The 23,178-nt window shown below is 72.9% G+C and carries 18 protein-coding genes; 9 read left to right on the top strand and 9 right to left on the bottom strand.

The window, feature by feature from the left end:
• Positions 1-80 precede the first annotated feature (80 nt).
• The 4 genes from WME95_RS03115 to WME95_RS03100 form a co-directional block, all read right to left on the bottom strand.
• The gene (locus tag WME95_RS03115) at positions 81-2,216 is read right to left on the bottom strand and encodes an ATP-binding protein (protein ID WP_437906931.1); all 2,136 of its coding nucleotides are present in this window, start codon (positions 2,214-2,216) and stop codon (positions 81-83) included.
• Positions 2,217-2,372: 156 nt separating this feature from the next.
• Positions 2,373-3,461 carry a MaoC family dehydratase gene (locus WME95_RS03110; RefSeq protein WP_437906930.1) on the bottom strand — a complete coding sequence of 363 codons (1,089 nt, stop codon included), beginning with the start codon at positions 3,459-3,461 and terminating at the stop codon, positions 2,373-2,375.
• 278 nt (positions 3,462-3,739) lie between these two features.
• Positions 3,740-5,506: an acyl-CoA dehydrogenase family protein gene (locus tag WME95_RS03105; protein ID WP_437906929.1), complete on the bottom strand. Its 1,767-nt coding sequence runs from the start codon at positions 5,504-5,506 to the stop codon at positions 3,740-3,742.
• Between the two features lie 392 nt (positions 5,507-5,898).
• On the bottom strand, positions 5,899-6,810 hold the full coding sequence (locus WME95_RS03100; RefSeq protein WP_437906928.1) for a polyprenyl synthetase family protein: 912 nt from the start codon (positions 6,808-6,810) through the stop codon (positions 5,899-5,901).
• A 98-nt stretch (positions 6,811-6,908) separates the two neighbouring features.
• Between WME95_RS03100 and crtD the strand changes: the two genes are divergently transcribed.
• From crtD to WME95_RS03085, 3 genes are read left to right on the top strand one after another with little or no spacing between them, the layout of a single operon-like run.
• Positions 6,909-8,480, top strand: coding sequence for a 1-hydroxycarotenoid 3,4-desaturase CrtD (crtD, locus tag WME95_RS03095; RefSeq protein ID WP_437906927.1), 1,572 nt, complete (start codon positions 6,909-6,911; stop codon positions 8,478-8,480).
• Entirely contained in the window at positions 8,477-9,361 is an 885-nt protein-coding gene (locus WME95_RS03090; protein ID WP_437906926.1) for a carotenoid 1,2-hydratase, read from the top strand. The genes crtD and WME95_RS03090 overlap by 4 nt, the downstream gene beginning before the upstream one ends.
• Positions 9,358-9,849 (top strand): beta-carotene hydroxylase, encoded by a 492-nt coding sequence (locus WME95_RS03085; protein WP_437906925.1) that lies wholly within the window; start codon positions 9,358-9,360, stop codon positions 9,847-9,849. The genes WME95_RS03090 and WME95_RS03085 overlap by 4 nt, the downstream gene beginning before the upstream one ends.
• Positions 9,850-10,017: 168 nt before the next feature.
• On the opposite strand, the gene WME95_RS03080 is transcribed toward WME95_RS03085, so the two are convergent.
• The 3 genes from WME95_RS03080 to crtI all read right to left on the bottom strand — a co-directional run bounded on the left by WME95_RS03080 (position 10,018) and on the right by crtI (position 14,116).
• Entirely contained in the window at positions 10,018-11,505 is a 1,488-nt protein-coding gene (locus WME95_RS03080) for a lycopene cyclase (protein ID WP_437906924.1), read from the bottom strand.
• Positions 11,506-11,571: 66 nt separating this feature from the next.
• Positions 11,572-12,528 carry a phytoene/squalene synthase family protein gene (locus tag WME95_RS03075; RefSeq protein WP_437906923.1) on the bottom strand — a complete coding sequence of 319 codons (957 nt, stop codon included), beginning with the start codon at positions 12,526-12,528 and terminating at the stop codon, positions 11,572-11,574.
• Positions 12,509-14,116 (bottom strand): phytoene desaturase family protein, encoded by a 1,608-nt coding sequence (gene crtI / locus WME95_RS03070; protein ID WP_437906922.1) that lies wholly within the window; start codon positions 14,114-14,116, stop codon positions 12,509-12,511. Before crtI ends, WME95_RS03075 begins: the two co-directional genes overlap by 20 nt.
• A 173-nt stretch (positions 14,117-14,289) precedes the next feature.
• On the opposite strand from crtI, the gene WME95_RS03065 reads away from it, so the two are divergent.
• Entirely contained in the window at positions 14,290-15,204 is a 915-nt protein-coding gene (locus WME95_RS03065) for a MerR family transcriptional regulator (protein ID WP_437549353.1), read from the top strand.
• A 34-nt stretch (positions 15,205-15,238) separates the two neighbouring features.
• Here WME95_RS03065 and WME95_RS03060 read toward each other — a convergent pair whose 3' ends face one another.
• Positions 15,239-15,820 carry a YtfJ family protein gene (locus tag WME95_RS03060; RefSeq protein WP_437549351.1) on the bottom strand — a complete coding sequence of 194 codons (582 nt, stop codon included), beginning with the start codon at positions 15,818-15,820 and terminating at the stop codon, positions 15,239-15,241.
• Positions 15,821-16,257: 437 nt separating this feature from the next.
• Here WME95_RS03060 and WME95_RS03055 point away from each other — a divergent pair, with 437 nt between their 5' ends.
• Both WME95_RS03055 and WME95_RS03050 read left to right on the top strand, forming a co-directional pair.
• Positions 16,258-16,722, top strand: coding sequence for an Hsp20/alpha crystallin family protein (locus WME95_RS03055; protein WP_012233212.1), 465 nt, complete (start codon positions 16,258-16,260; stop codon positions 16,720-16,722).
• Between the two features lie 92 nt (positions 16,723-16,814).
• On the top strand, positions 16,815-17,195 hold the full coding sequence (locus tag WME95_RS03050) for an Hsp20/alpha crystallin family protein (RefSeq protein ID WP_437906921.1): 381 nt from the start codon (positions 16,815-16,817) through the stop codon (positions 17,193-17,195).
• 141 nt (positions 17,196-17,336) lie between these two features.
• On the opposite strand, the gene WME95_RS03045 is transcribed toward WME95_RS03050, so the two are convergent.
• Complete coding sequence (locus tag WME95_RS03045; RefSeq protein WP_437906920.1) at positions 17,337-18,056, bottom strand: hypothetical protein; 720 nt, start codon at positions 18,054-18,056, stop codon at positions 17,337-17,339.
• Positions 18,057-18,493: 437 nt separating this feature from the next.
• On the opposite strand from WME95_RS03045, the gene WME95_RS03040 reads away from it, so the two are divergent.
• The 3 genes from WME95_RS03040 to WME95_RS03030 all read left to right on the top strand — a co-directional run bounded on the left by WME95_RS03040 (position 18,494) and on the right by WME95_RS03030 (position 23,178).
• Entirely contained in the window at positions 18,494-20,248 is a 1,755-nt protein-coding gene (locus WME95_RS03040; protein WP_437906919.1) for an adenylate/guanylate cyclase domain-containing protein, read from the top strand.
• 139 nt (positions 20,249-20,387) lie between these two features.
• On the top strand, positions 20,388-22,184 hold the full coding sequence (locus tag WME95_RS03035) for a glutamate--tRNA ligase (RefSeq protein WP_437906918.1): 1,797 nt from the start codon (positions 20,388-20,390) through the stop codon (positions 22,182-22,184).
• Between the two features lie 67 nt (positions 22,185-22,251).
• Positions 22,252-23,178 (top strand): glutamate--tRNA ligase family protein, encoded by a 927-nt coding sequence (locus WME95_RS03030; RefSeq protein ID WP_437906917.1) that lies wholly within the window; start codon positions 22,252-22,254, stop codon positions 23,176-23,178.

The following is a 23,178-nucleotide window of genomic DNA, read 5'->3' as shown; positions in this document are numbered from 1 at the left end:
CCGCCTCGCACGCGCGCCCACACGCCGGCGATCGCGCGCGAAGGCGCCGTGAGCCCGCCTCCCGCGGCGCACGAGCGCGCTCACTGCAGGCGCTCGGCGGTCGGAGCCGGCGGCGGGGCGCCGCCGGAGCCCTTCGCCCGTCGCGCCTGCGCGGACGCGTCGAGCACGGCGCGCACCGCCTTCGCGAGCTGCGTCGGCGTGTACGGCTTGGCGAGGAAGTGGGCGACCCCGTCGAGCAGATCGGTCTGGAGGAGGGCGTCCTCCGTGTAGCCCGAGGCGTAGAGCACGGGCAGCGGGGCGCGCGCGCGGGCGAGCATCGCCGAGAGCGCGGGGCCGCGCGCGTCCGGCAGGACCACATCGCTCACGAGCAGGTGGATGGGGCCTGGATAGGCGGCCGCGAGCGCGATCGCCTCCTTGCCGCTCCGCGCCGCGAGGACCGAGTAGCCGAAGGAGCGCAGCGCGGCGACGCAGAGCTCGCGCACCTGCGCCTCGTCCTCCACGACGAGCACGGTCTCCACGCCCCCGACGGCGGCCGCGGTCGCCCTCACAGGCTGCTCGCAGGGCACGCCGCGCACGCGCGGGAAGCAGATCGTGAAGCGCGTGCCCTGGCCGGGGGCGCTGGCGAACCAGATGTGGCCCCCGTGCTGCTTCACGATGCCGTGGCACGTCGCGAGCCCGAGGCCCGACCCCTTGCCCGGCTCCTTGGTCGTGAAGAACGGCTCGAACACGTACTTCTGGACGGCGTCGTCGATGCCCTGCCCTGTGTCCGTGACCGTGAGCTCCACGTAGTCGCCGGGCTCGATCTCTGGCCCCCACCCCCCGTCGCCCGCGCCGAGCGCCCTGTTCGCCGTCTCGATCACCAGGCGGCCCCCGCCGGGCATCGCGTCGCGCGCGTTCACGGCCAGGTTCATGAGCAGCTGCTCGAACTGCCCCCGATCGATGTGGATGGGCCAGATCTGGCTCCCCGGCAGCACGACGAGCTCCACGTCCTCGCCCACGAGCGGGCGGAGGAGCGGCTCGACCCCGAAGATCAGCGCGTTCGGGTCGACGACGCTCGGCTGGATCAGCTGCTTGCGCGCGAAGGCGAGCAGTTGCCGCGTGAGCGCCGCGGCCCGCTCCGCGGCGGTGCCGATCTGCGTGAGGTGCTCGGCGACGGGCGACGCCGCCGGCACCTTGCGCACCGCGAGCTCCCTGTGCCCGAAGATCGCGGTGAGCATGTTGTTGAAGTCGTGCGCGACCCCGCCGGCGAGGCGCCCGATCGCCTCGAGCTTCTGGCTGTGCAGGAGCTGCTCCTCGAGGCGCCGGCGCTCGGTGATGTCGAGGCTCGTGCCGACCAGCCCGGTGATCGTCCCGGCGTCGTCCGTGACCAGCTGCGCCGCCATCTGCACGTGGCGCAGCTCCCCGCTGGACGGGCGCACGACGCGGCACTCGACGGGGCTCGCGATGCCGAGCGGCGACGCGGTCTCCGCGCCGCCGAAGACCCGGTGGCGATCCTCGGGGTGGATGAGGCCCGCGAAGAGCTCGAACGTCGGGCGCACCGAGGGATCGACGCCGAGGATGTTGTAGAGCTCCTCGGACCAGCGGATCGTCCGCGACGCGATGTCGTAGGACCAGCTGCCCACGTGGGCGATGCGCTGCGCCTCCTTCAGCATGCGCTCGCTGCGGCGGAGCTCCTGCTCGGCGCGGCGGCGCTCGGTGAGATCGACGACCGCGCCGAAGTAGCGCGACGGCGGCCCCGCGCCCTCGACGAGGGGCAGGCTGCTCAGCAGGCACTCCCGCACCGTTCCGTCCCGGTGGCGCACGCGGAACGCGACCGCGCCCGCCCCCTCGCCTGTCTCGTTCGCCAGCAGCAGGAGGGCTTGCAGCCGCTCCCGGTCGTCGGGGTGGACGGCCTCGAGAAAGGTCTCCGTCGAGGGCGTGTCCGTCTCGGGATCGCGGCCCAGGATCCGGAAGAGCTGCCGCGACCAGGTGGTGCTGCTCTGGCCGAGCTCCCAGAGCCAGTTGCCCATCTGCGCCGCCTGCTCGCCCTCGTCGAGCTGCCGCCGCGCCGCCTCGACGAGGGCGGATCCCCTCGCGCTGCCCGGGTCTCTGGCCGGCGCGTCCGGGCCTCGCGCAGCGGCGCTCCGACCTGGCGCGCGGGCGTGGGCCAGCTCCCGCTCCAGCTCGGCGACGCGCGCGCGGAGCGCGTCCAGCTCACGGCTCCCAGCGGTGCTCATGGCCGTCCCGTTCCTCGCTGGGGCAGAGCGGTGCTCATGGCCGGCCATTGTATGCCGCAGGCGGCCCGCCGGGGACTCCTCATTCTGCGGCCCCCGCCTCGGGCGCGCCTGGTTCTGTGCGTCAGCAATCCCGCCGGTGATCGCTGACGTACAGAGCTAGCTCCGCCGGCGCAGGAGCAGCGTTCGCGTGATCTCCACGACCTTTTCCTTCACCCGGCCGTCGGCCTTGCCGAGCTCGGGCGTGAACAGGTCGGCGCCCTGCTCGATCAGGGCGCGCGGCGGCGTGTTCTTCACGCCGACGATCCGGAAGGTGACGCTCCCGGCGCCGCTCTTGGCCTCTTCCCTGGCGATCACCTTCGACGCGGCGAACAGCGTGTCGCCCGCGAGCACGCCGCTCGGGTGCGCCCCCTCGTCGAGGCCGAGGTCCCAGACGCCGCACCCGGCCGTGTCGCGGCTCGAGAGCGCGAGCACCCAGGACAGCACGAGCCCCCCGTGGACGACCCGCGTCTTCGCGAAGGAGCTCGATCTGGAGTACTGCTCGTCCACGTGCAGCGGGTGGGAGTTGCGCAGGAGGGTCGCGAGCTGCATGTGCTCGCTGTCCCCGATGGTCCTGCCGACCTCGTGGGTGATCACGTCGCCGACCTCGAAGTCGTCCCACGTGCAGGCGAAGCCGCCCTGGCGCGCCGGCGGAGGCAGCGGGCCGTCGAGCTCCTCCGGGAGGCGCGCCGGCGGCGCGTCCGGCTGCGCGACCGCGTGCGGCGCGTCCGCGGGGCGCTCCGCGACGCGGCCGGGGGGCACGAGCGCCTTGCGCTCGAACGAGCAGACGAGCAGCCCGTCCTGGTTCACCACCTGGGTCCTGACGTGCACGACGCCCTTGTCCCCCGTCGAGACCGGCTTCTTGCCGATGACCAGCGAGCTCGCGCGCAGCGTGTCCCCCGGATAGCAGGCCGCCGGGAACCGGACGTCGGTGTACGCGAGGTGCGCGATCGCCTGCTCGCTCACGTCGTGCACGCTGAAGGAGATCCCGAGGTTGAGGAGCAAGAGCGGGCTCACCGGCCTGTCCCTGAGCCCCACCGATCGGGCCGCGACGCGGCTGGCGTAGGTCGGGATCGCGTCCTGGAACGAGGCCGCGAAGAGCGCGAGCATCCCCTCGTCCACGGTGACGTCCCAGGGGTGGGCATACACCGCGCCGACCGTGAAATCGTCGAGCTTGCGGCCGTAGCGAGGAGAGCGGACGCGGACCATCGGTCCGCGCGATCATGGCACAGGCGCGCTCGGCTGACGACGGCGCGCGCGTCGCGGCCCTGCGCACATGCCCGCTCGCCGGCTCGCGTCGCCGGCCGCCGCAGTCGCTCGCGCCTTGGAGCGGTTCTCGCCCGCCCCTGGCACACGCGACTCAGAGCGGCGGTCTCCCGCACAGGAGACGGGTCCAGATCGGTGTTTTCGGCGCGGAAGCGCACTCCGGTGCGCTGAGCACCGAAAACGCCGAGATGGGCCCGTATCCGAAGCGGGTGACCGCCGCTCTAGGGCAGCGGCCCTTCGAGCAGGGCGCGCGCGATGCCCTGCGCGAGCACCTCGTGCGGGCCCAGCTGGAAGAAGAGGCTGCGGGCGTCGAGCAGGAGCCTCGCCGCGGTCGAGCTCTCCGCGTAGCCGCTCGCCCCGTGGAGCTGCATGCAGGCGTCGGCCGCGTCCCAGGCCACGCGGCTGGAGAAGAGCTTCGCCATCGCCGACGTGAGCTCGCACGGCTGCCCCGTGTCCGCCACGTGCGCCGCGGCGCGCGTGAGCTGCCGCGCGGCGGCGACGCGCGCGATGAGCCCTCCGAGCCGGTGCGCCACGCGCGGGAAGGAGATGAGCTGCGACCCGAACTGCACGCGCGTCTTCGCCCGCTCGAGCGCGAGCTCCAGCGCGGCCTGCGCCACGCCCACGCCGCACGCGGCCGCGTAGGTGCGGCCCGTCACGAGCGCCCGCTGGATCTGGGCGATCCCCTCGCCCTCGCGCTCGCCGAGCAGGGCCTCGCGGCCGATCTGGAGCCCCTCGATCCGGAGCTCGTAGTGCCCCATGCCGCGCTGCCCGAGCGCCCGCAGCTCGGTCCCGGCCATCCCGGCGTCCGGGAAGTCGGCGCCCGGCGCGCCGCGCCGCTTCGCGATGACGAAGAGGCTCGGCCCGAGCGGCAGCTGCCCCTGTCCTCCCGGCGTCGTGGTCCTCGCGAGGGTGAGCACCAGGTCGGCGCGGGACGCGCCGGTGACCCACGCCTTCTTTCCGATGAGGAGGTAGCTGCCGTCGGCCTGGCGCTCGGCGCGCGTGACGACGCGCGCGAGGTCCGACCCGTACGCCGGCTCCGCGAACGCGAGGGCGCAGCGCGCCTCGCCGTTCGCGATGCGTGAAAGCCAGGTCCTGCGCTGCAGGTCGGTGCCGGATCGGGCGAGCAGGTCCGACGCGATGGAGGCCGTCATGGTGAGCACGCCGAAGCCGAGCGAGCCTCGCGCGAGCTCCTCGATGGCGGTCGCCATGGCGGCCACGCCGAGCCCGTCGCCCCCGTGCTCGGGCGCGGTGGCGAGCCGGAACACGCCGAACTGCCCCATGCGGCGGACGATCGACTCGGGGATGAGCCCGTTGCGGCGGTGGATCTCGGGGGCGAGCGGCTCGACGAGGCGCTCGACGAAGTCGCGCATGTTGTGCCGGATCCAGCCGACGCGCTCGTCCTCCGCGCCGGCGCTGGCGGGGATGCCCTGCTCGGCGGCCGCGCGCGCGATCGAGGCGACGGCGACGCCGGAGCCCGCGTCGCGCGCCCACGCCGCGACCGCCGGGTGGCCGATCGCCTTGGCGACCTCGTCGTCGCGGAGCTCGAGCTCGCCGAGCGGCGCGATCTCTCCGCCGCCCAGATCGACGCCGCCGCGCAGCGACAGGAGCAGCGCCCCCGCGTGCGCCTCGGCGACGGCCCTGGCCTCCCCGCCCGCCTCGCAGGCCCAGCTCGCGAGCGAGCGGCAGGCCTCGATCTCCGCGTAGAGGTGGGCGAGCGCGTGGGCGGCGACCTGGTGTCGATCGAGCAGCATCCGCGACACATGCAGCGGCACCGCGGCGCCCGCCCGGACGAAGCTCGCGCTCCTCGGCGCGCCCCGGAGGGCGGTTCCCACCGCGCTCCCGACGTCCACCACCCGGTCGCGGAGGCGCCCGCGCGCGACGCGCGCGAGCTGCTCGGCGGAGGTGATCGCCTCGCGCATCCCCCCGGGGCTGTCGGCCTCGAGCTTTCGAGAAACGATCGTGGCGTGTTGCTCCCGAATCGCCCTCATCCCCCGATCCCCCCGCTTGCGGACTATGACCCACGCCTCGCTTCACGGGACGCAGGACACAGCGCCTTACCACCGCGCCACAGCCACGCTCCCCGCGGCAGACGCGGAAAGGCCCGCCGAGGATGCCACCCCAAACCGCGTTCGTCGAGCCTGGGCGCAGCCTCACTATCGCGAGGCGACAGCGCATTAAGGCCCTCCCTGAATCTGCTCAACGTCGGTTCACGTCGGCTTCATTCGGTTCACGTCGGCTTCACGTCGGTCCACGTCGGCTTCACGCGTTCCGTCCCGCGACGCGCAAACAACCCAGCTCCACTCCCGATCATCAGTCTCAGACGTCCCGAGTCCCCCCCGACGGCCGCCCCTCTCGGACGTACGTCAGGCCGCCCGAGCCGTTACATGGAGCTCACGGTCGGAAGCGCCGCCGAAGGCCCCCTGCAGACCCGGAGGAGCCTGTCGCCCAGCTCGACGGCCCACGACCGCACGGCGTCCGCCCGCGGGCACTGCGGCACCGCCTCGACCGCGTCCTGGATGAGCCGCTGCAGCAGCCGGGTCGTGCCGGAGAGCCCGAGCTCCAGCGCCGTGTTCGGGCGCCCGAGCGCCCCGTCGCGCCCCGCCGGCTTGCCCATGTCCTCCGGCCTCCCGACAAGGTCGAGCACGTCGTCCGCGACCTGGTACGCCTCGCCGATGCGCTGCCCGAGATCGCCCCAGGCGGCCCCGTCCTGGCCTGCGGAGAGCGCGCCGAGGGTCGCCGCCGCCTCGAAGAGCGCGCCCGTCTTCGCGCGCCGGTAGGCCGAGAGCGGGACCTTCGCCTCCGACTCCCACGCCTGCCCGGCGATGATCCCCTGCGGCATCCCGACGCCGCCCCCGAGCACCTCGAAGAACCGGACCGCCCTGCGCGCGTCGGTCACGCCGCTCGCCATCGCGTGGAAGGCGCCGCGCGCGAGCGCCTCGAAGGCGAGCACGATGAGCTGATCGCCGGCGAGCACCGCGATCGGCTCGCCGAAGGCCCGGTGGACGGACGGCCGGCCGCGCCGGATCGGCGCGTCGTCGAAGCAGGGGAGGTCGTCGTGGACCAGCGACGCGCAGTGGATGAGCTCCACCGCCGCCGCCGCGGCGTCGGCGGCCTCCGGCGCGGGATCGCCGTACGCCGAAGCGACGGCCAGGCAGAGGCGCGGACGGATGCGGGCGCCTCCAGGGAACACGGCGTGCTGCGTCGCCGCCAGGAGCCCGGGCGGCGACGCGGGCGAGGAGAGCGGCTCGATGGCGGCGAGGAGGACGCGCTCGATCCGGCGATCGAAATCCATGGGGGGCGAGTCTTGGCGAGCCTCAGGGGCTTGTCAATAGTTTGAACATTAGTTAAACAAAGTATAGACAAACTACCTCCGACGCGTACACTCCGACCATGGCGGACAGGAGAGATCGCGTCGTGGTGATCGGCGGGGGTATCGGCGGTCTGACCTCGGCCGCGCTCCTTGCTTCGAGCGGGCTCGACGTGGTGCTACTCGAGCGGGCGCCGCGCGTCGGCGGAAAGATACGCCAGGCGGTCCTCGGGGACCGCCGCGTCGACGTCGGCCCGACGGTGCTCACGATGCGGTGGGTCTTCGACGAGATCTTCGCGTCGCTCGGGCTCCGCTTCGAGGACCACGTGTCGCTCCGCCGGGCCGAGACGCTCGCGCGCCACGCCTGGCCGGACGGCTCGACGCTCGACCTCTTCGCGGACGTCGAGCGCGCCGCGGACGCGATCGGCGCGCTCGCGGGGGCGCGGGAGGCGGACGGGTACCGCCGGTTCAGCCGGTACGCGCGCGAGATCTTCGACGTGGTGGAGGCGCCGTTCATGCGCGCGGAGCGGCCCACGCTCAGGACGATCCTGAGCACGGCGGGCACCCTGGGCGTCGGCGGGATGATGAAGATCGACGGGCACCGCACCCTCCACCGCGCGCTCGGCGACTTCTTCACGGACGCGCGCCTCCTCCAGCTGTTCGGGCGCTATGCGACCTACTGCGGCTCGTCGCCGTACCTCGCGCCTGCGACGCTGAGCGTCATCGCGCACGTGGAGCGCGAGGGCCTCTGGCTCCCCGAGGGCGGCATGGGCCGCGTCGCCGAGGCGCTCGCCGCGGCGGCGGCCCGCGCCGGGGCGACGCTGCGCTGCGGCGCGCACGTCGCCGCCATCGAGGAGGGCCGCGGCCGCGCGACGGGCGTCGTGCTCGAGGGCGGCGAGCGCATCGAGGCCGACGCCATCGTGCTGAACGCCGACCCCGCGGCGCTGCGGGCCGGCCTGTTCGGCGAGCGCGCCGCCCGCAAGGCGCCGGGGAGCGAGCCTCGCTCGCTCTCGGCCGTCACCTGGGCGCTCGTGGCCGAGGTGAGCGGCTTCCCCCTCCTCCGGCACAACGTCTTCTTCTCCGGCGACTACGAGGCCGAGTTCCGCGCGCTGTTCGACCGCGCCGAGCTCCCGCGCGACGCCACGGTCTACGTCTGCGCCGAGGATCGCGGCGACGCGCCGGCGCACGAGCCCGGCGGGGTCGGGGCGAGCGCAGGCGCCGACGGAGGCGGAGAGCGGCTGTTCTTCATCCTCAATGCCCCTGCGACCGGTGATAAACACACCCCCTCATCGACGGAGATCCACGAATGGGAGCAGCGCGTGTTCCAGCAACTGCAGCGGTTCGGCCTCTCGCTGAAGAGCACGGGCGCCTCCCCGGTGGCGACGACGCCGGCGGACTTCGAGCGGATGTTCCCGGCGACGGGAGGCGCGCTGTACGGGCCGGTGTCCCACGGGTGGAACTCGACCTTCGCGCGCCCGGCCTCGCGCTCGAAGCTCCCGGGCCTGTACTTCGCCGGCGGGAGCGCGCACCCGGGGGCGGGCGTGCCGATGGCGGCGCTGAGCGGCCAGCTCGCGGCGCGGAGCGTGATGGAGGACCTCGCTTCGACCTCGAGATCCCGAGCGGGGGCTACGCCTGGTGGTACCTGGACGCGGTGAGCGACGACGGGCAGAGCGCGATCACGATCATCGCGATGCTCGGGAGCGTCTTCTCGCCCTACTACGCCAAGGCGCGATCGCGCGGCGCCGCGGACCCGCTCATGCACTGCGCGATGAACGTCGCGCTGTACGGCGCGCGCGCCGATCGCTGGGCGCTGACCGAGCGCCCGCGGGGCGCGGTCTCCAGATCGCCGCGGTCGCTCGCCATCGGACCGAGCCTGATGGAGTGGTCCGGGGGTGAGCTCCGCGTCTCGTTCGACGAGATCACGGCCCCTCTGCCGTCCCGGCTCTCGGGGACGGTGCGCCTCCGCCCGTCCGTGCCCGGGCCCGCGGCGGACGGCGCGCACGATGGCGTCGCCCTGGACGGGCGGGGGCTCCACCGCTGGACGCCCATCGCGCCGATCGCGCGGGCCGAGGTCGAGCTCGCGCACCCCTCGCTGCGCTTCTCCGGCAGCGCCTACCTCGACACGAACGCCGGCGACGAGCCGCTCGGCCACGCCTTCGAGCGCTGGACCTGGTCGCGCGCGCTCGGCTCGGACGGGATCGCCCTCACCTACGACGTCCGGCGCCGCGACGGCACGCGCATGCTCCTCTCGCCCGCGTTCGACGCGGCGGGCGGCGCGCGCGAGCTCCCGCCGCTCGCCCCGCGGCCGCTCGGCGACACGCGCTGGGGCCTGGCGCGGGAGATCGCCGCCGACCCGGGGTCCGCGCCGCGGCTCCTCCGCACCCTCGAGGACACGCCGTTCTACGCGCGCTCCCTCGCCGCCGCGACGTTCGGCGGCAAGCCGGCGACGGTCGTCCACGAGGCCCTCTCGCTCGACCGCTTCGCCAGCCCCTGGGTGCAGCTCCTCCTGCCGTTCCGCATGAGGAGGGCGCGATGACGCTCGCGATCTGGATCGGCACGGCGCTCGCCGCCTTCGCGATCATGGAGGTGTGGGCCGCGCTCCTCCACGGCAAGGTCTGGCACCACGCGCTCTGGCGCATCCACCGCACCCACCACGCGAAGCGGCGCGGCGCCTTCGAGCAGAACGACGCGCTCGCCTTCCTCCACGCCCCGATCGCCGCCGGGCTCATCATGTACGGCAGCTGGGGCGCGCCGGGACCGCTGCGCGAGGCTGCGTTCGGCTTCGGCCTCGGCATGACCGCCTTCGGCCTCGCCTACGTCCTGGTCCACGACGGGCTCGTCCACGGGCGGCTCCCGGTCTCGGGCCTCGCGCGCATCCCGTACCTCGCGCGCGTCCGCGACGCGCACCGCGTCCACCACGGCACCGGCGGCCCGCCGTACGGCCTGTTCCTCGGGCCCCTCGTCCTCGCGCGGCGCGCCGTCGCGGGAGGCCGCGCCCAGCGCTCCCCGCAGCGGGCGCGCTAGAGCGACAAACGGGTTGAAACCACGAGAAAAAGCAAGAATTTCACAGGGAGACGGGGAGGCGGGGAGCGAGAGACGGCAAGAGAAAGAACTTCATTCTTTCTCCCTCCCCGCCTCCCCGCCTCCCTGTGAAAATTCTCCGGGTTTGAACGGGATCGGTGTTTTAGAGTTTCAGCGGGCGCGGTAGAGCTCCCGCGCGAGCCCCGCTCCCCAGCGGCCGATGGCCCGGAGCGGCAGCGTGCTCACGACCTCGCGATACACCTCGGGCCGCCGCGCCGCCGTCTCCCGCAAGAACCTCACGAAATCGGCCGGCTGCATCTCGTCGCGCAGCAGCGCCGCGTACGCGTCGTTGCCCATCGCGTGGAGCACGGCGAAGGCCGTGTCGAGGAGCGCGTTCATCTCCCCTGCCCTCGCCCCGCCGGCGGGCTTCGCCATGAGGGCCGCGAGCGCGCCGGTGCCCGAGTGCACAGGCGCGTCGCGCGCCGTGGCCGACGTGGCCGACGTGTGACGCGCGCCCGGCTCCCGGACGGCCCGCGCCAGATCGGCGGCCGTCGCCGCGAGCTCGCGCACGTTCGCGCCGAAGCCGCAGAACGTCAGCGGCGAGTGCCGCGCCGCCGCGTCCCCCACGAGCCGCACCCGGCGCCCCGGCGCGCGCGGCGCGGCCGACAGCCGCGACCAGCCGGGGATGAACCCGAACGTCGGGCGGACGAGGCACGCGTCGCCCTCCTTGTAGCGCGAGAGGAGCCGGAAGAACCGCGCGTAGAGCGACAGGAGCGCGCCGGGGCCGACGTCCCCGGAGCGCGCGTAATAGAAGAGGTAGACCGTCGTCTCGCCCGGCCGCCCCGGGAACGCCTCCCAGAGGTGCTGCCGGCCCTCCTCGACGTCCTCCGTGGTGGCGAGGATCTCGCCGACGTCCGGCCGGATCCGCCGCTCCCCGTCGCCCTCCGAGAGCCCCGTGAGCACGCCGCCGACGGTCGGGCAGAGGAGGTCCGCGGTCGCGTAGGGGCTCGCCGCGCCGCGCGCGTCGACGAGGAGCCGCGCGGACAGCGCGCGCGGCGCGGCGCCCGGCTGCGCCTCGGCCACGGCGAGCGCGACAGCGTCCGGCCCCTCCGCGTGCCCGAGGAGCGCGTGCCCGTCGAGCAGCGTCACCCCCAGCGCCTCGGCCCGGGCCCGCGCCGCGGCGAGCAGCCCCGCCGCGTCGATGGCGTGGTCGAGCACGCCGCGCACCGGGTACGTCCCGCCGCCGTGCCAGCGGCAGAGCCCCTCGACGTAACGGGCGATGACGAGCCGCTCGATCTCGTCCCTCGCGAAGATCCCCGACGCCGACAGCGCAGCCACCTCGGCCGTCCCGGCGTTCCACTCCCGGTGCGCGGCGCCGATCCGCGCCCGGTCGAGCACCGCGACGCGCAGCCCTGCCGACGCGAGCAGCGGCGCGAGCAGGAGCGACAGCCCGCCGCCCGCGACGACCACGTCGTAATCGGCGGTCGCGCCCCGATCCGGCGGCCGCGGCGAGGGTCCCGGTCGAGGCGCCGGCGCGGCCCGCACCGCGTCGAGGTGCTCGAGGCGCGCGAGCAGCGCCTCGCCGCCCGCCTCGCGCACGCGCCCCCGCGCCGCGTCGATCTCCCGCGCGGCTGAGCCCGGCGCGCCGCCGGCGCTCATCGCGCTCCCACCAGGGCGCTCATCGCGCCGCCTCCAGAGCGCGTGTCGCGCCGCTCGCGCCGCCGCTCATCGCGCCGCCTCCAAGAGGAAGCGGACCTCGTCGAGCGGCGGCGCCGCGCCGTGCTCCCGCGCCTCCGCGGGCGCGACGGACCTGCGGAGCAGCGCCCGCATCACGAGCCACGCCTTGCGGCCCGGCGACACCACCGCGCGCGTCGACACCGAGTCGAAGCCTTGGCGCGCGATGACCCGCCCGATGTCGGCGTAGATGAGCCGCGCCGCCTGGATCGCGGGGCGGCAGTCGCGCGGCAGCATCGGGATGCCGGCGCCCGCGCGGAGGTAGAGCACCTCCGCCTCGGCGAGCAGCCGCGCCACGATCCGCCCCAGCCGGTCGTCGAACACCGGCCGCGCGAGCCACCCGTCCGGCGCGATCCCGGCCTCCCGCATCCAGGCGAGCGGCAGGTAGATCCTACCGCGCCGCGCGTCCTCGCCGACGTCGCGCGCGATGTTCGTGAGCTGCATGGCGACGCCCAGGTCGCACGCCCGCGCGAGCGCGTCGGGCCCTCGCGCCCCCATGAGCGTCGACATCGTCGCGCCCACGGTGCCCGCGACGCGCGCCGCGTAGGCGTTCAGGTCCGAGAGCGTCTCGTAGCGGCGCCCCTCCGCGTCCCACGCGAACCCCTCGAGCAGCGCCTCGATGAACGCGCGCGGCAGCCCGTGCTCCGCCATCACGTGGGCGAGCGCGCGATCGACCGGGCTGTCGTCCGGCCTGCCCGCCGCGGCGCGCGCGAGCCGCTCCCGCAGCGCCGCGACGGCGGCCGCGGCCGCGGACGGCGGCGCGTGCTCCCCGAGCTCGTCGACCGCGTCGTCGGCGACCCTGCAGAACGCGTAGAACGCCGCCGCCGGCTCCCTCACCCGCGCGGGCAGGAGGAGCGCCGCCGCGGCGAAGCTCTTCGACCCCTTGCGCAGCAGGTCCCTGCACGCGGCGAAGTCCGCCGCCGACGCCTCAGACGAGCTTCGATGCATCCGGGACCACCTGATCCAGCACGCGGGCCGACGAGAGCACCCCGGGCAGACCGGCGCCCGGGTGCGTGCCTGCCCCGACGAGGTAGAGGCGCTCGACGTCCTCGCTCGCGTTGTGGGGCCGGAAGAAGGCGCTCTGCGTGAGCACCGGCTCGGGCCCGAACGCCGCGCCCCGGAACGACAGCAGCCGGTCCTGGAAGTCCTGCGGCGTGAGGAGCCGCGAGCTCGCGAGCGCGCCCTCGAGCCCCGGCAGGACCGTCGCCTCGAGCAGCGCCGAGATGGAGCGCCGGTACTTCTCCTGGACCCTTGGCCAGTCGGTGCCGCTGAGCAGGTTCGGCACCGGGGACAGCACGTAGAACGCGTCGCAGCCGGGCGGGGCGAGCGCCGGATCGGTCGCGGTCGGGCGGTGCAGGTACAGGCTGAAGTCGTCGGCGAGCACGTGCTTCTCGAAGATGTCCTCGAGCAGCGGCCTGTACCGCGGGCCGAGGAGGATCGTGTGGTGAGCGACGTCCGGGTACTGCCGGCGCGTGCCGAAGTACCACACGAAGAGGCTCATCGAGTAGCGCTGCCGCTCGATGCGCCGGTCGGTCCAGCGCTTCCGCGCCTCGGGCGGCACGAGGTGCCGGTAGGTCCACGCCGAGTCCGCGTTCGAGACGACGACGTCGGCGGCGAGCCGCTCCCCCGACGCGAGCTCCACGCCCCGGGCGCGACCGCCCTCCACGGAGATGCGCCGCACCTCGGCGCCGCACCGCACGGAGCCGCCGAGCCCCTCGATGAGCGACACGAGCCCCTTCACCAGCGCGCCCGTGCCGCCGATCGGGAAGTGCACGCCCCAGTTGCGCTCGAGGAACGCGATCAGGCTGTAGATCGAGGTCGTCGAGAACGGGTTCCCGCCCACGAGCAGCGGGTGGAAGCTCAGCACCTGGCGCAGGCGGTCGTCCTTCACGTGCTTCGCGACGAGGCCGTACACCGTGCGGTAGCTCTCGAGCCGCATCATGTCCGGCACGATGCGCGCCATGTCCATCCACGACCCGAACGGCACGTGCGCGAGCTCCTCGAACCCGACGCGGAAGATCTCCTCGCTCCGCCGGACGAAGCGCTCGTACCCCTCGACGTCCCCGGGTGAGAGGCGCGCGACCTCGGCGCGCATCGCGGCGGCGTCGCCCGTGTAGTCGAACGTCGCGCCGTCGTGGAACCGGATCCGGTAGAACGGCGCCACGGGCCGCATGTCGATGTCGTCGGCCATGTTCCGGCCGCAGAGCTGCCAGAGCTCTTCCAGGAGGAACGGCGCCGTGATGACGGTCGGCCCCGCGTCGAAGGTGAACCCGTCCTGGCGGTGGACGTACGCGCGCCCGCCCGGCGCGTCGAGCTTCTCGACCACCGTGACGTCGTAGCCCCGCACCCCGAGCCGCACGGCCGCCGCAAGGCCCCCGAAGCCGCTGCCGATCACGACGGCGCGCGGCGCGCGCGCTCCGCGGAGGACGCGGCCCGCGCCCGCCGCTCGCGGGGGAGCGGCCACCTCGTCGCCCGGCGAGGCGTCAGGCCTGGCCGGATGCGCCGGATCCTGCGCCGAAGCGCTGGTGTTTTGCATGACGCTCAGTATAATGTTTGTCCTAGCCTTTGACAAAGGCGAATGACGAACGCGAAAGACGTCGGCAGGAGGGGGTCTTTCTGGGCCTCGCTGCCCGCCGTTCCGATGCATCCCGGTGCGCCGGACCGGCGCGGACGGCCGCGGCTCGGCGGGTCCTAGCAAGGTTTATCCAGTTGAGCCGCTACAGAATCCATGTCGTTTCGGAGATGTGTGGCGTGTCCTCGGCGACGCTGCGCGCGTGGGAGCGCCGTTATGGCGTGCCGTCGCCCGCGCGCACGGCGTCGGCGTATCGCCTGTACAGCGACGACGATGTGGCGGTGATCAAGAAGATGCGCGACCACGTGAACGGCGGGATCGCCGCGGCCGAGGCGGCGCGCATGGTGCTCGAGGCCGCGGGGCCGCGCGCGCCGGTGGGCACGAGCGGCGGCGACGCGTTCGCCGGGGCGAGCGAGCGCATCGTCGACGCCGCGGTCCGGTTCGATCCCGACGGCCTCGAGGCCGAGGTGAACCGGGCCCTCTCGCTCGGCCCGGCGGTGACGATCTTCGAGCGCGCGCTCGGCCCGGCGCTCGAGCGCATCGGCGATCTCTGGCACGCGGGGAAGATCACGGTCGCGCAGGAGCACCTCGCCTCGCAGGTCCTCGGCGCGACGCTGCTGCACCTCTTGCGGCTCGCGCAGCCTGGCGAGAGCGGGCGGCGCGTGCTGCTCGCGGCCTTCGCCGACGAGGATCACGTGCTCGGGCTGTTCGGCATCGGCCTGCGCTTCTGCTCGTGGGGCTTCCGCTCCGTCGTGCTCGGCGCGAGGACGCCGCCCGCCGCGATCGCGCGGGCGGTCGAGGCGCTCGCGCCGGACCTCGTCGCGCTGACGGTCGCGATCCCGCCGCTCCCGCCGTCGGCGCGCGAGCTCATCGACGCCTACGCGGACGCGTGCCGTGGCGTGCCGTGGATCGTGGGCGGCGCGGGCGCCGGGGCGCTCCGCTCCTTCATCGAGGCGCGCGGCGGCCTCGTGGCGGCCGCGGAGGCGGCGGAGATCCGCGCGCAGGTCGAGTCCGCGCTGCACGCGCGGCGGCGCCGCAGGGACGGGCGCTGAGCGCGCGCCCCTCCGGCCGGCGCGTTCGCTGCGGTCAGCCCTCGACCTCCTTGCGGAGCAGCTCGAGGACCCGGCTCTGCGACTCCGGCTTGAGGGCGCCTTCGGCCGCGAAGAGCACGTGGCCGTTCTTGCCGACCACGACGACGTTGCTGACGCCGCGGCGGAGCTTGTAGGCCGTACGGAAGGAGCCGTCCCAGTCGCAATAGACGGTCCCGCCGACCTTCCTCGACTCCTCCCGGATGGCGTCCTTCACGAAGCCTTTCGCCGGCCAGAAGTCGTAGGAGCTGACGTCGGCGATCGCGGCGACGGCGATGCCTCGCCGGTAGCGGTCGCCCTTCGTGAGCTTCGCCAGCGCGTCCTTGAGCGCCTGGTTCTGGGCCTTCGAGTCCTTGTCCTCGTAGACGATGAGGATCGGCTTGCCTTGAAGCGCCTTGAGCCGGAGCTCGCGCCCGTCCGCGTCCTCGACGCGCGCGTTCGGCGCCCGGTCCCCCTCCGAGGGCAGCGCCAGCGCGGCGCCCGAGATCAGCGCCAGGGACAGCGCCGCCGCAGAGGAGACCGAGCGGAGGCGGGCGGCAAGGACGCCGCGGCGGCGGGGGGCGGGCGGGCAGGGCTGCATATCCTGGGTTTCTAGCGCTTTCCGGGACGTGCTCCCAGGGCTGTTCGAGGCGGCAGGCTCCACCGGGCGCCGGCGTGGCTGGCCCCGCCGACGGCCGGCTGGCGTGGCTCGGCCTCCGGGGCGGTGGCCGGCGGGGCGGCGCAGGGAGCCGCTCCGGGAGCCGGAGAGGTCGCGCTCGCCCGCCTTTCCCTGCCTCTCCCTTCGGTCTGACGAGTCCGGTCGCCACCGCTGCTCCCGCCGATCTGCCTCGGGGGGACGACGGCGCGCCGTGCTCTTGACACCCCACGTGCCGTGCAAAGATTGGGCGGTGCGAAGAGACCGGCTCTCGGAGCCAAGGTCCCGTAACGCTACAACAAATCGGCCGTCGCGAGCAGGTTGACGGCGCCGCGGGCGGAGCCCGGGCGCGCGCCGCGCGCGGCGGTCAAGGAGGATTGACCATGCTGCACCGAACCACGGATTTCGATCGCGCGTTTGCCATGATGGATGAGCTTCGCCGGCGCCTGGATTGGGTGTTCGAGGAGGCGGACGCGCCCCGCGCGTCGCTCCGCGGCGACTTCGACCAGACGTCCCGGTACGTGGGGGGTCCGCGCGTCTACCTGTTCGACACGGGGAGCGCCCTTGTCGTCAAGGCCGATGTTCCGGGTCTGACGGAGAAGGATGTCCAGATCTCGCTGAATCAGGACGTCCTGACGGTGAGCGGCGAGCGCAAGTCGGATGCGCCGGAGGGCTACCTCGTCCACCGCAAGGAGCGGGGCGCGGTGCGCTTCAGCCGGAGCTTCACGCTGCCGAGCAAGGTCGATCCGGAGAAGACGACAGCGGTCCTGAAGAACGGCGTGCTGACGCTCACGCTGAACAAGGCCGCCGAGGCGCAGCCGCGTCAGATCGCGGTGACGGCGCGCTGAGCGAGCCGGGAGCTGAAGAGCGAACGAAGAAGAGGAGAGCGACGATCCAGCGACGAGCGGATCTGGAGTGTACCGAGGAAGGAGCGATGAACATGAGCACTGATCGCAGCTTGACCCACCGTGCCGAGAGCAACCCCGAGAAGATCCAGCAGCGCCCCGCCGTGGCGCCGGCGGTCGACATCTACGAGAGCGCCGAGGAGCTCCTGGTCGTGGCAGATCTCCCGGGCGTGACGCAGGATCGCCTGGCCGTCCGTGTGGAGAAGGGGGAGCTCACGTTCGAGGGCCGGCGGACCGAGGCGGCCGAGCGGGAGAAGGGCGTGGAGGGCCTGCCGGACTTCCGCCGCAGCTTCGTGGTCCCGCAGGGCATCGATTCCGAGAAGATCTCCGCGGATCTCCGGGCGGGCGTCCTGCGGATCCACCTGCCGAAGAGCGCGTCGCTCAAGCCGCGTCAGATCCCGATCAGCGCGAGCTGAGGCGGGGTGCCAGGTGTCGAGGATGAGGAGCGCTGTCCCGGACGAAGCAAGATCGAGGTGACGCGGCGCTGATGTGTGGTGGGCACCGGCTCAAGGAGCTCTCCTGTACCGGTGACCGGCCTGCGGGCTGCGCGTGCAGGCTCAAGGCTCTATCAACGCCGCATTGTTGCCGAGGAGCGTCAGCGTCCACCTCGCGTCCTCGCCGCACGCGGTGCCCTCCACATGCCGCACCTCGAGGATAAACCAGAGCTCATCGGGATCGGCGAAGCGGTCGTTCCACGTCACGTAAAATGATTCGGGCGTGCCCTGCCCTCTGACGCCGGACGCAAAGCAATTCGGTGCATCGACTTCAATTTGTCCTTGGTAAGCGATCAAATCGAAGTTCATCCCCGGCGGAGACTCGAGCGTGGCACGGAAGTGCTCGGAGCTGGCCTCATCTGCATTGTCGACGATCAGGATCTTGAACCACTTCGACGTGGTCCCCGTCACCGTCATCGAATCAGCCTCGACGTCGCCCGAGATACTGCCGAGAGCCTCTGCTCCCGTGCAGGTATTGGGCGCCGCATGGTCGCACTCGGCCACCGCTCCCCCGCCGCCGTCGCCCCCGTCGCCTTCATTGCTCCCGACGTCGCCGCCCACGCCCTCAGCGCCGCCGGCCCCGGTGGAGCCGGCGCTCACGCTCGAGCTAGAACTCGAGCTCACGGAGAGGTCTTCCCCTCCGGCGCCACCATCACCGCCGAGTCCGCCGCCGCCGGCCTGCTCCTCGTAATAGCCGGGCAGCAGATCGTCGGTGCCGTTGGCGCACGCGGCGACGGTGAGAAGGACCGCAGGAACGACAAGCAGCCGACCGGGCGTGTGCATTGCACGCATTCTATCTGCTCTCGCGACAGCGGTCCAAGGAAGCCACGAGGCAACGTGAGATACCGCAGCGTCGTTCATCACCGCCGGAAACGGCGGCAACCGTTCAAGTTGTTTTCATCACTACGGACCTGAATTTCCGCGAAAGTCGATGAAGACTCGACCCGGAGCGACGGGCGGGAACGTCCACGATACACCTCTGGAACTCGATGCCTCGCGTGCCGCCGTAGAACGAGAATGAAACCTCTCCTCCGGACCCGCCCTGGAGACCCCTCCAAGCGAGCGCGGCCTGGAGCGGGCCAGGGGCACCGCCGCACCACGCCGCCGCGCTCCCTCCCCGACCCGCCGCGGGCCCGCGCCGTCCCGGCTGGTGTCGGCGCGCTTCCGCGCCGTCCCGCATTTCGATAGTCTCGGCACCGCTGAAGCCCGCCCTCGACGCCTTGCTCTCCCTGCGCGCGAAGACGCTGCTGGCGATCGCCGCCACGCTGCTCGGGCTCAGCTTTGCCTTGTACGGCGTGTCCTCGAGGGCGCTCCTCGCCAACTCGATGGCCGCCGAGGCGCAGGACACCCGCCGTACGGTGCAGGTGGCGCTCAACCTCTTCCGCCAGGCCAGCAGCGACTTCAACGCGCGCTGGACCGACTGGAGCCAGTGGGATGACGCCTACGCGTTCGTGCAGGACGGTAATCAAGAGTTCGTTCGCTCGAACCTCGTCGCCCAGCTCTTCGACATCGCCCGGATCGATCTCGCGGTCTTCGCCGGCGCAGACGGAAGGCCCGTGTACAGCACCGGCTACAACCACGCCACGAAGAGCTGGGCCCCCCTGCCGCGCGGCATCGAGGAGCGGCTCCGCATCGGCGATCTCCTCTTCGGGAGGGACGCGCCCGGCAGCGCCGTGCGAGGCGGCATCGTCCTCCTCCCGGACGGGCCGATGCTCCTCTGCTCCCAGCCGAGCGTCGGCAGCTCCGGCCGCGGACCGGTCGCCGGCAGCGTCACGTTCGGGCGCTTCTTGACCGACGCCGAGATCAAGCGCCTCACCGAGCCCGCCGACCTCTCGCTCGCCGTCCACCGCCTCGACGATCCCCACCTGCCCGACGACTTCCGCGAGGCGCGCGCCGCCCTGTCCGACCGCGACCCGATCCTCGTCCACCCGCTCGGCAGCGACCGGATCGCGGGATACACCGTCCTCAACGACATCGACGGCAAGCCGGCGCTGCTCGTGCGCGTGGACAACGACCGGGCCATCCTCAAGATGGGCCATGACACATTGCGTTATCTCGTGCTCGTGACCGTTGTCGTGGGCCTGGTCTTCGGCGGCGTGACGCTGCTGCTCCTGGAGAAGCTGGTGCTGTACCGGCTCGCCCGCCTCAGCCGGGAGGTCACGGAGATCGGCGGCGTCGGCGACCTCTCGGCGCGGGTCGCGATGCCGGGCACCGACGAGCTGTCGCGCCTCACCGGCTCGATCAACGGCATGCTCTCGGCGCTGGAGGCGAACGCGCGGCGGCAGAGCCAGCAGAAGGCGGCGCTCGAGCAGGCGAAGGCGGCGGCCGAGCGAGCTCATGAGCGCTCGGACCGGCTCCTCCTCAACATCCTGCCGAGGACGATCGCCGATCAGCTGAAGGAGCACGAGCAGCTGATCGCCGAGCACTTCGAGGAGGTGACCGTCCTCTTCGCGGACATCGCGGACTTCACCCCGCTCGCCGCGCGGCTCCCCCCGGCGGAGCTCGTCGGCCTGCTCAACCGGATGTTCTCCTCGTTCGATCAGCTCGCCGAGCAGCACGGCCTGGAGAAGATCAAGACCATAGGAGACGCCTATATGGTCGTCGGCGGGCTGCCGGCGCAGCGCCCCGATCACGCGAGGGCCATCGCGCGGATGGCGATCGCCATGACACACACCGTGCGCCAGTTCGTCGGCGACGACGGCGAGCCGTTCCAGCTCAGGATCGGCATCAACACCGGGCCTGTCATCGCCGGCGTGATCGGCAAGAAGAAGTTCAGCTACGATCTCTGGGGCGACGCGGTGAACGTGGCGAGCCGCATGGAGTCGAGCGGAGAGCCCGGCCGGATCCAGGTGAGCGAGGCGAGCTATTCCCTGCTCGCGCGAGATTTCCTCCTCGAGGAGCGGGGCCTCGTGGCGATCAAGGGCAAGGGCGCGATGAAGACCTATTGGCTCATCGGCGAGAACACACCGCAGTAGCGCGGCGCGCGGCGCGCGTCGCGACCCACGCTCGTTCGCGCTCGTTACCCCGCGATTGACAGACCCCGGCCGATTGACAAGGCCAGGCGGGCGTGCAATGGCTGCCGGCCCGATGTCAGACCAGGAGCGACGCGCCCTCATGGACAAGCAGGCCCCGAACGAGACGACGCTTCCCGTCACCGTCCGCGAACCGGGCCCCGGAGAGGACCGCGACGAGCTCGTGCGCCTCCTCTTCGGCGACGCCGCGGCGTCGGCCAGGCGGCCCGAGGAGTACGAGGCGCGCTATCCCCGGCGCGCGCTGCCCAAAGGCGCGATGGTCACCCGCTACGCGCCGAGCCCGACCGGGTTCATGCACATTGGCGGCATCTTCGTGTCGCTCATCAACAAGCGGCTGTCGCTCCAGAGCGAGGGCGTCTTCTATCTCCGCCTCGAGGACACCGACGTGAAGCGCGCCATCCCCGGCGCGCTCGACACCATCGTCGACTCCCTCGCGCGCTTCGATCTCTCCCCTCAGGAGGGCGTGCTCCGCGCGCCGGCGAAGGACGGAGACCCGTCGTCGCGAGGCGAGTTCGTGCAGCAGGGCAGCTACGGCCCCTATATCCAGACGGAGCGGGTCGAGATCTACCGGGATTACGCGATCGATCTCATCCGCCGCGGCTTCGCCTACCCCTGCTTCTGCACGGTCGAGGAGCTCGACGCCATCCGGCAGGAGCAGATGGCCCTCACGGTGAAGCCCGGGGTCCACGGCCGGTGGGCGAAGTGGCGCGACGCGCCGCTCGCCCGGGTGAAGGAGGCGCTCGCGGGCGGCACCCCGTTCGTGCTCCGGCTGCGCGCCCCGGACGACGTCTCCGGCCGCGTCGAGTGGAAGGACGGCGTGAAGGGCGTCATCTCGATGCCCGTCAACGATCTCGACACCATCCTCCTCAAGTCGGACGGCATCCCGACGTACCACTTCGCCCACGCGATCGACGATCACCTGATGCGCACGACGCACGTGATCCGAGGCGACGAGTGGATCTCGTCGATGCCGCTCCACCTGCAGCTCTTCCGCACGCTCGGCTTCAGGCCGGTCGAATACGCCCACGTCCCGCCCATCCAGAAGCTCGATCGCGTGGAAGAGGTCGACCCCGAGACGGGCGAGACGAAGGTCTCGGACGCGCGGCGCAAGCTGAGCAAGCGCAAGGACCCCGAGGCGAACATCGCCTATTACCGGGAGATCGGCGTCCCCGAGACAGGCACCATCGAGTACCTCCTCAACATCGCCAACTCGGCGTTCGAGGACTGGCGCAAGGCGAACCCCGACAAGCCCTATTCCGCCTTCCCCCTCAAGCTCAACAAGCTCGCCCCCGGCGGCGCGCTGAGCGACATGGTGAAGCTGAAGAGCGTCAGCCAGGCGGTCGTGAGCCGGATGAGCGCCGAGGACGTCTATGCCCAGGGCCTCGACTGGGCCAGGGAGCACGACAAGGAGCTCGCCGCGCTGATGGAGCGAGATCCGGAGTACACGAAGCGCGCGCTCGGCATCGAGCGCGGCGGCAAGAAGTCGAACAAGCGCATCACCACCTGGCCCGACCTGCGGGCCCAGCTCTTCTTCTTCTACGACGAGCTCTACAGCGGCGTCGACGCGCTCGATTTCCCCGAGAACGTCCCGGAGGGCGATCGCCAGCCGCTGCTCCGGCAGATGCTCGACACCTTCGACCCGGCCGACTCGAAGGAGGCGTGGTTCGAGAAGATCCGGCAGATCGCGGTGGCCTCGGGCTACGCAGGCGAGGTGAAGCAGTACAAGGCCTCTCCCGAGTCGTGGAAGGGCCATGTCGGCGACGTCTCGATGCTCCTCCGGGTCGCGGTCTGCGGGACGAGGAACAGCCCTGATCTGACCGAGGTCATGGCGGTGCTGGGTGAGCCGCGCGTGCGGGCGCGCATCGCGCGCTTCCTCTGAGGCGCGGCGTGGCGAGCCCGCGGGCCGCGCGACGAGGGCGCGGCCGGCAGCGGCAGGAGGAAGAGCGATGAGCGAGGTGTGCCGGTTCGCCCCGTCGACCACCGGGCCCGCCCACCTCGGCACGCTCGCCGCGGCGCTGCTCTGCTGGCTGGACGCGCGGTCGCGGGGCGCGCGGCTGGTCCTCCGGCTGGAGGACCTCGATCCCGACCGCTGCCGGCCCGAGTTCGCGCGCGCGATCGAGGAGGATCTCGCGTGGCTCGGGCTCGATTTCGACGAGCGCGTCGAGCAGCACGCGCGGAGGGCGCACCACGAGGCGGCGATGGACCGGCTCGAGGCGCTCGGCGCGCTGTACCCCTGCTCCGCGACGCGCGAGGAGGTGCGCGCGATCGGCCGGCGCGCCCCGGACGGCGGCTTCGCCTACGACAACCGCGCGCGCTGCCGCGCGCTGCCGCCCGGCGGGTGGCGCGCGAGCGTGGAGCCGATCCGGGCGCGGCTGCCGGACGGCGTGTTCCGGCCCCTGGACGAGGGCGGGCTCGACCTGTCGCAGGAGCCCGCGCTCGCGATGGGCGATCCCGTGGTTCGCCGGCGCGACGGCGCCTTCTCCTACCAGCTGGCGGTGGTGGTCGACGACGGCGCGGCGGGCGTCACGCGCGTCGTCCGGGGGCGCGACATCGCGCCGAGCACCGCGACGCAGGCCGCGCTCCAGGCGCTGCTCGGGCTGCCAGCGCCGGTCTACCGGCACCACCTGCTCCTGCTGGAGGAGCGCGGCGGCAAGCTGGCGAAGACGCACGGCGCGGCGCGCGGGGCGGCGCTCGCCCGGAGCGCGCCCGCGCTCACCGGCGCGCTCGCCTGCTGCGTCGGCCTGCGGGATCGCCCTGATCCGTGCACGCCGGCGGAGCTGCTCCGGGAGTTCGACTGGTCGCGCGTCGCGACCGCGGACCGCGTCGTGAGCCTCCGCGACGGCTCGCTCACGCTGACGGCGAGCGGGCCCTGA

It is taken from the genome of Sorangium sp. So ce327 (genome assembly GCF_051530205.1).
Taxonomy (GTDB): domain Bacteria; phylum Myxococcota_A; class Polyangia; order Polyangiales; family Polyangiaceae; genus Sorangium; species Sorangium cellulosum_B.
This window is presented reverse-complemented; position numbering and strand designations above follow the sequence as displayed.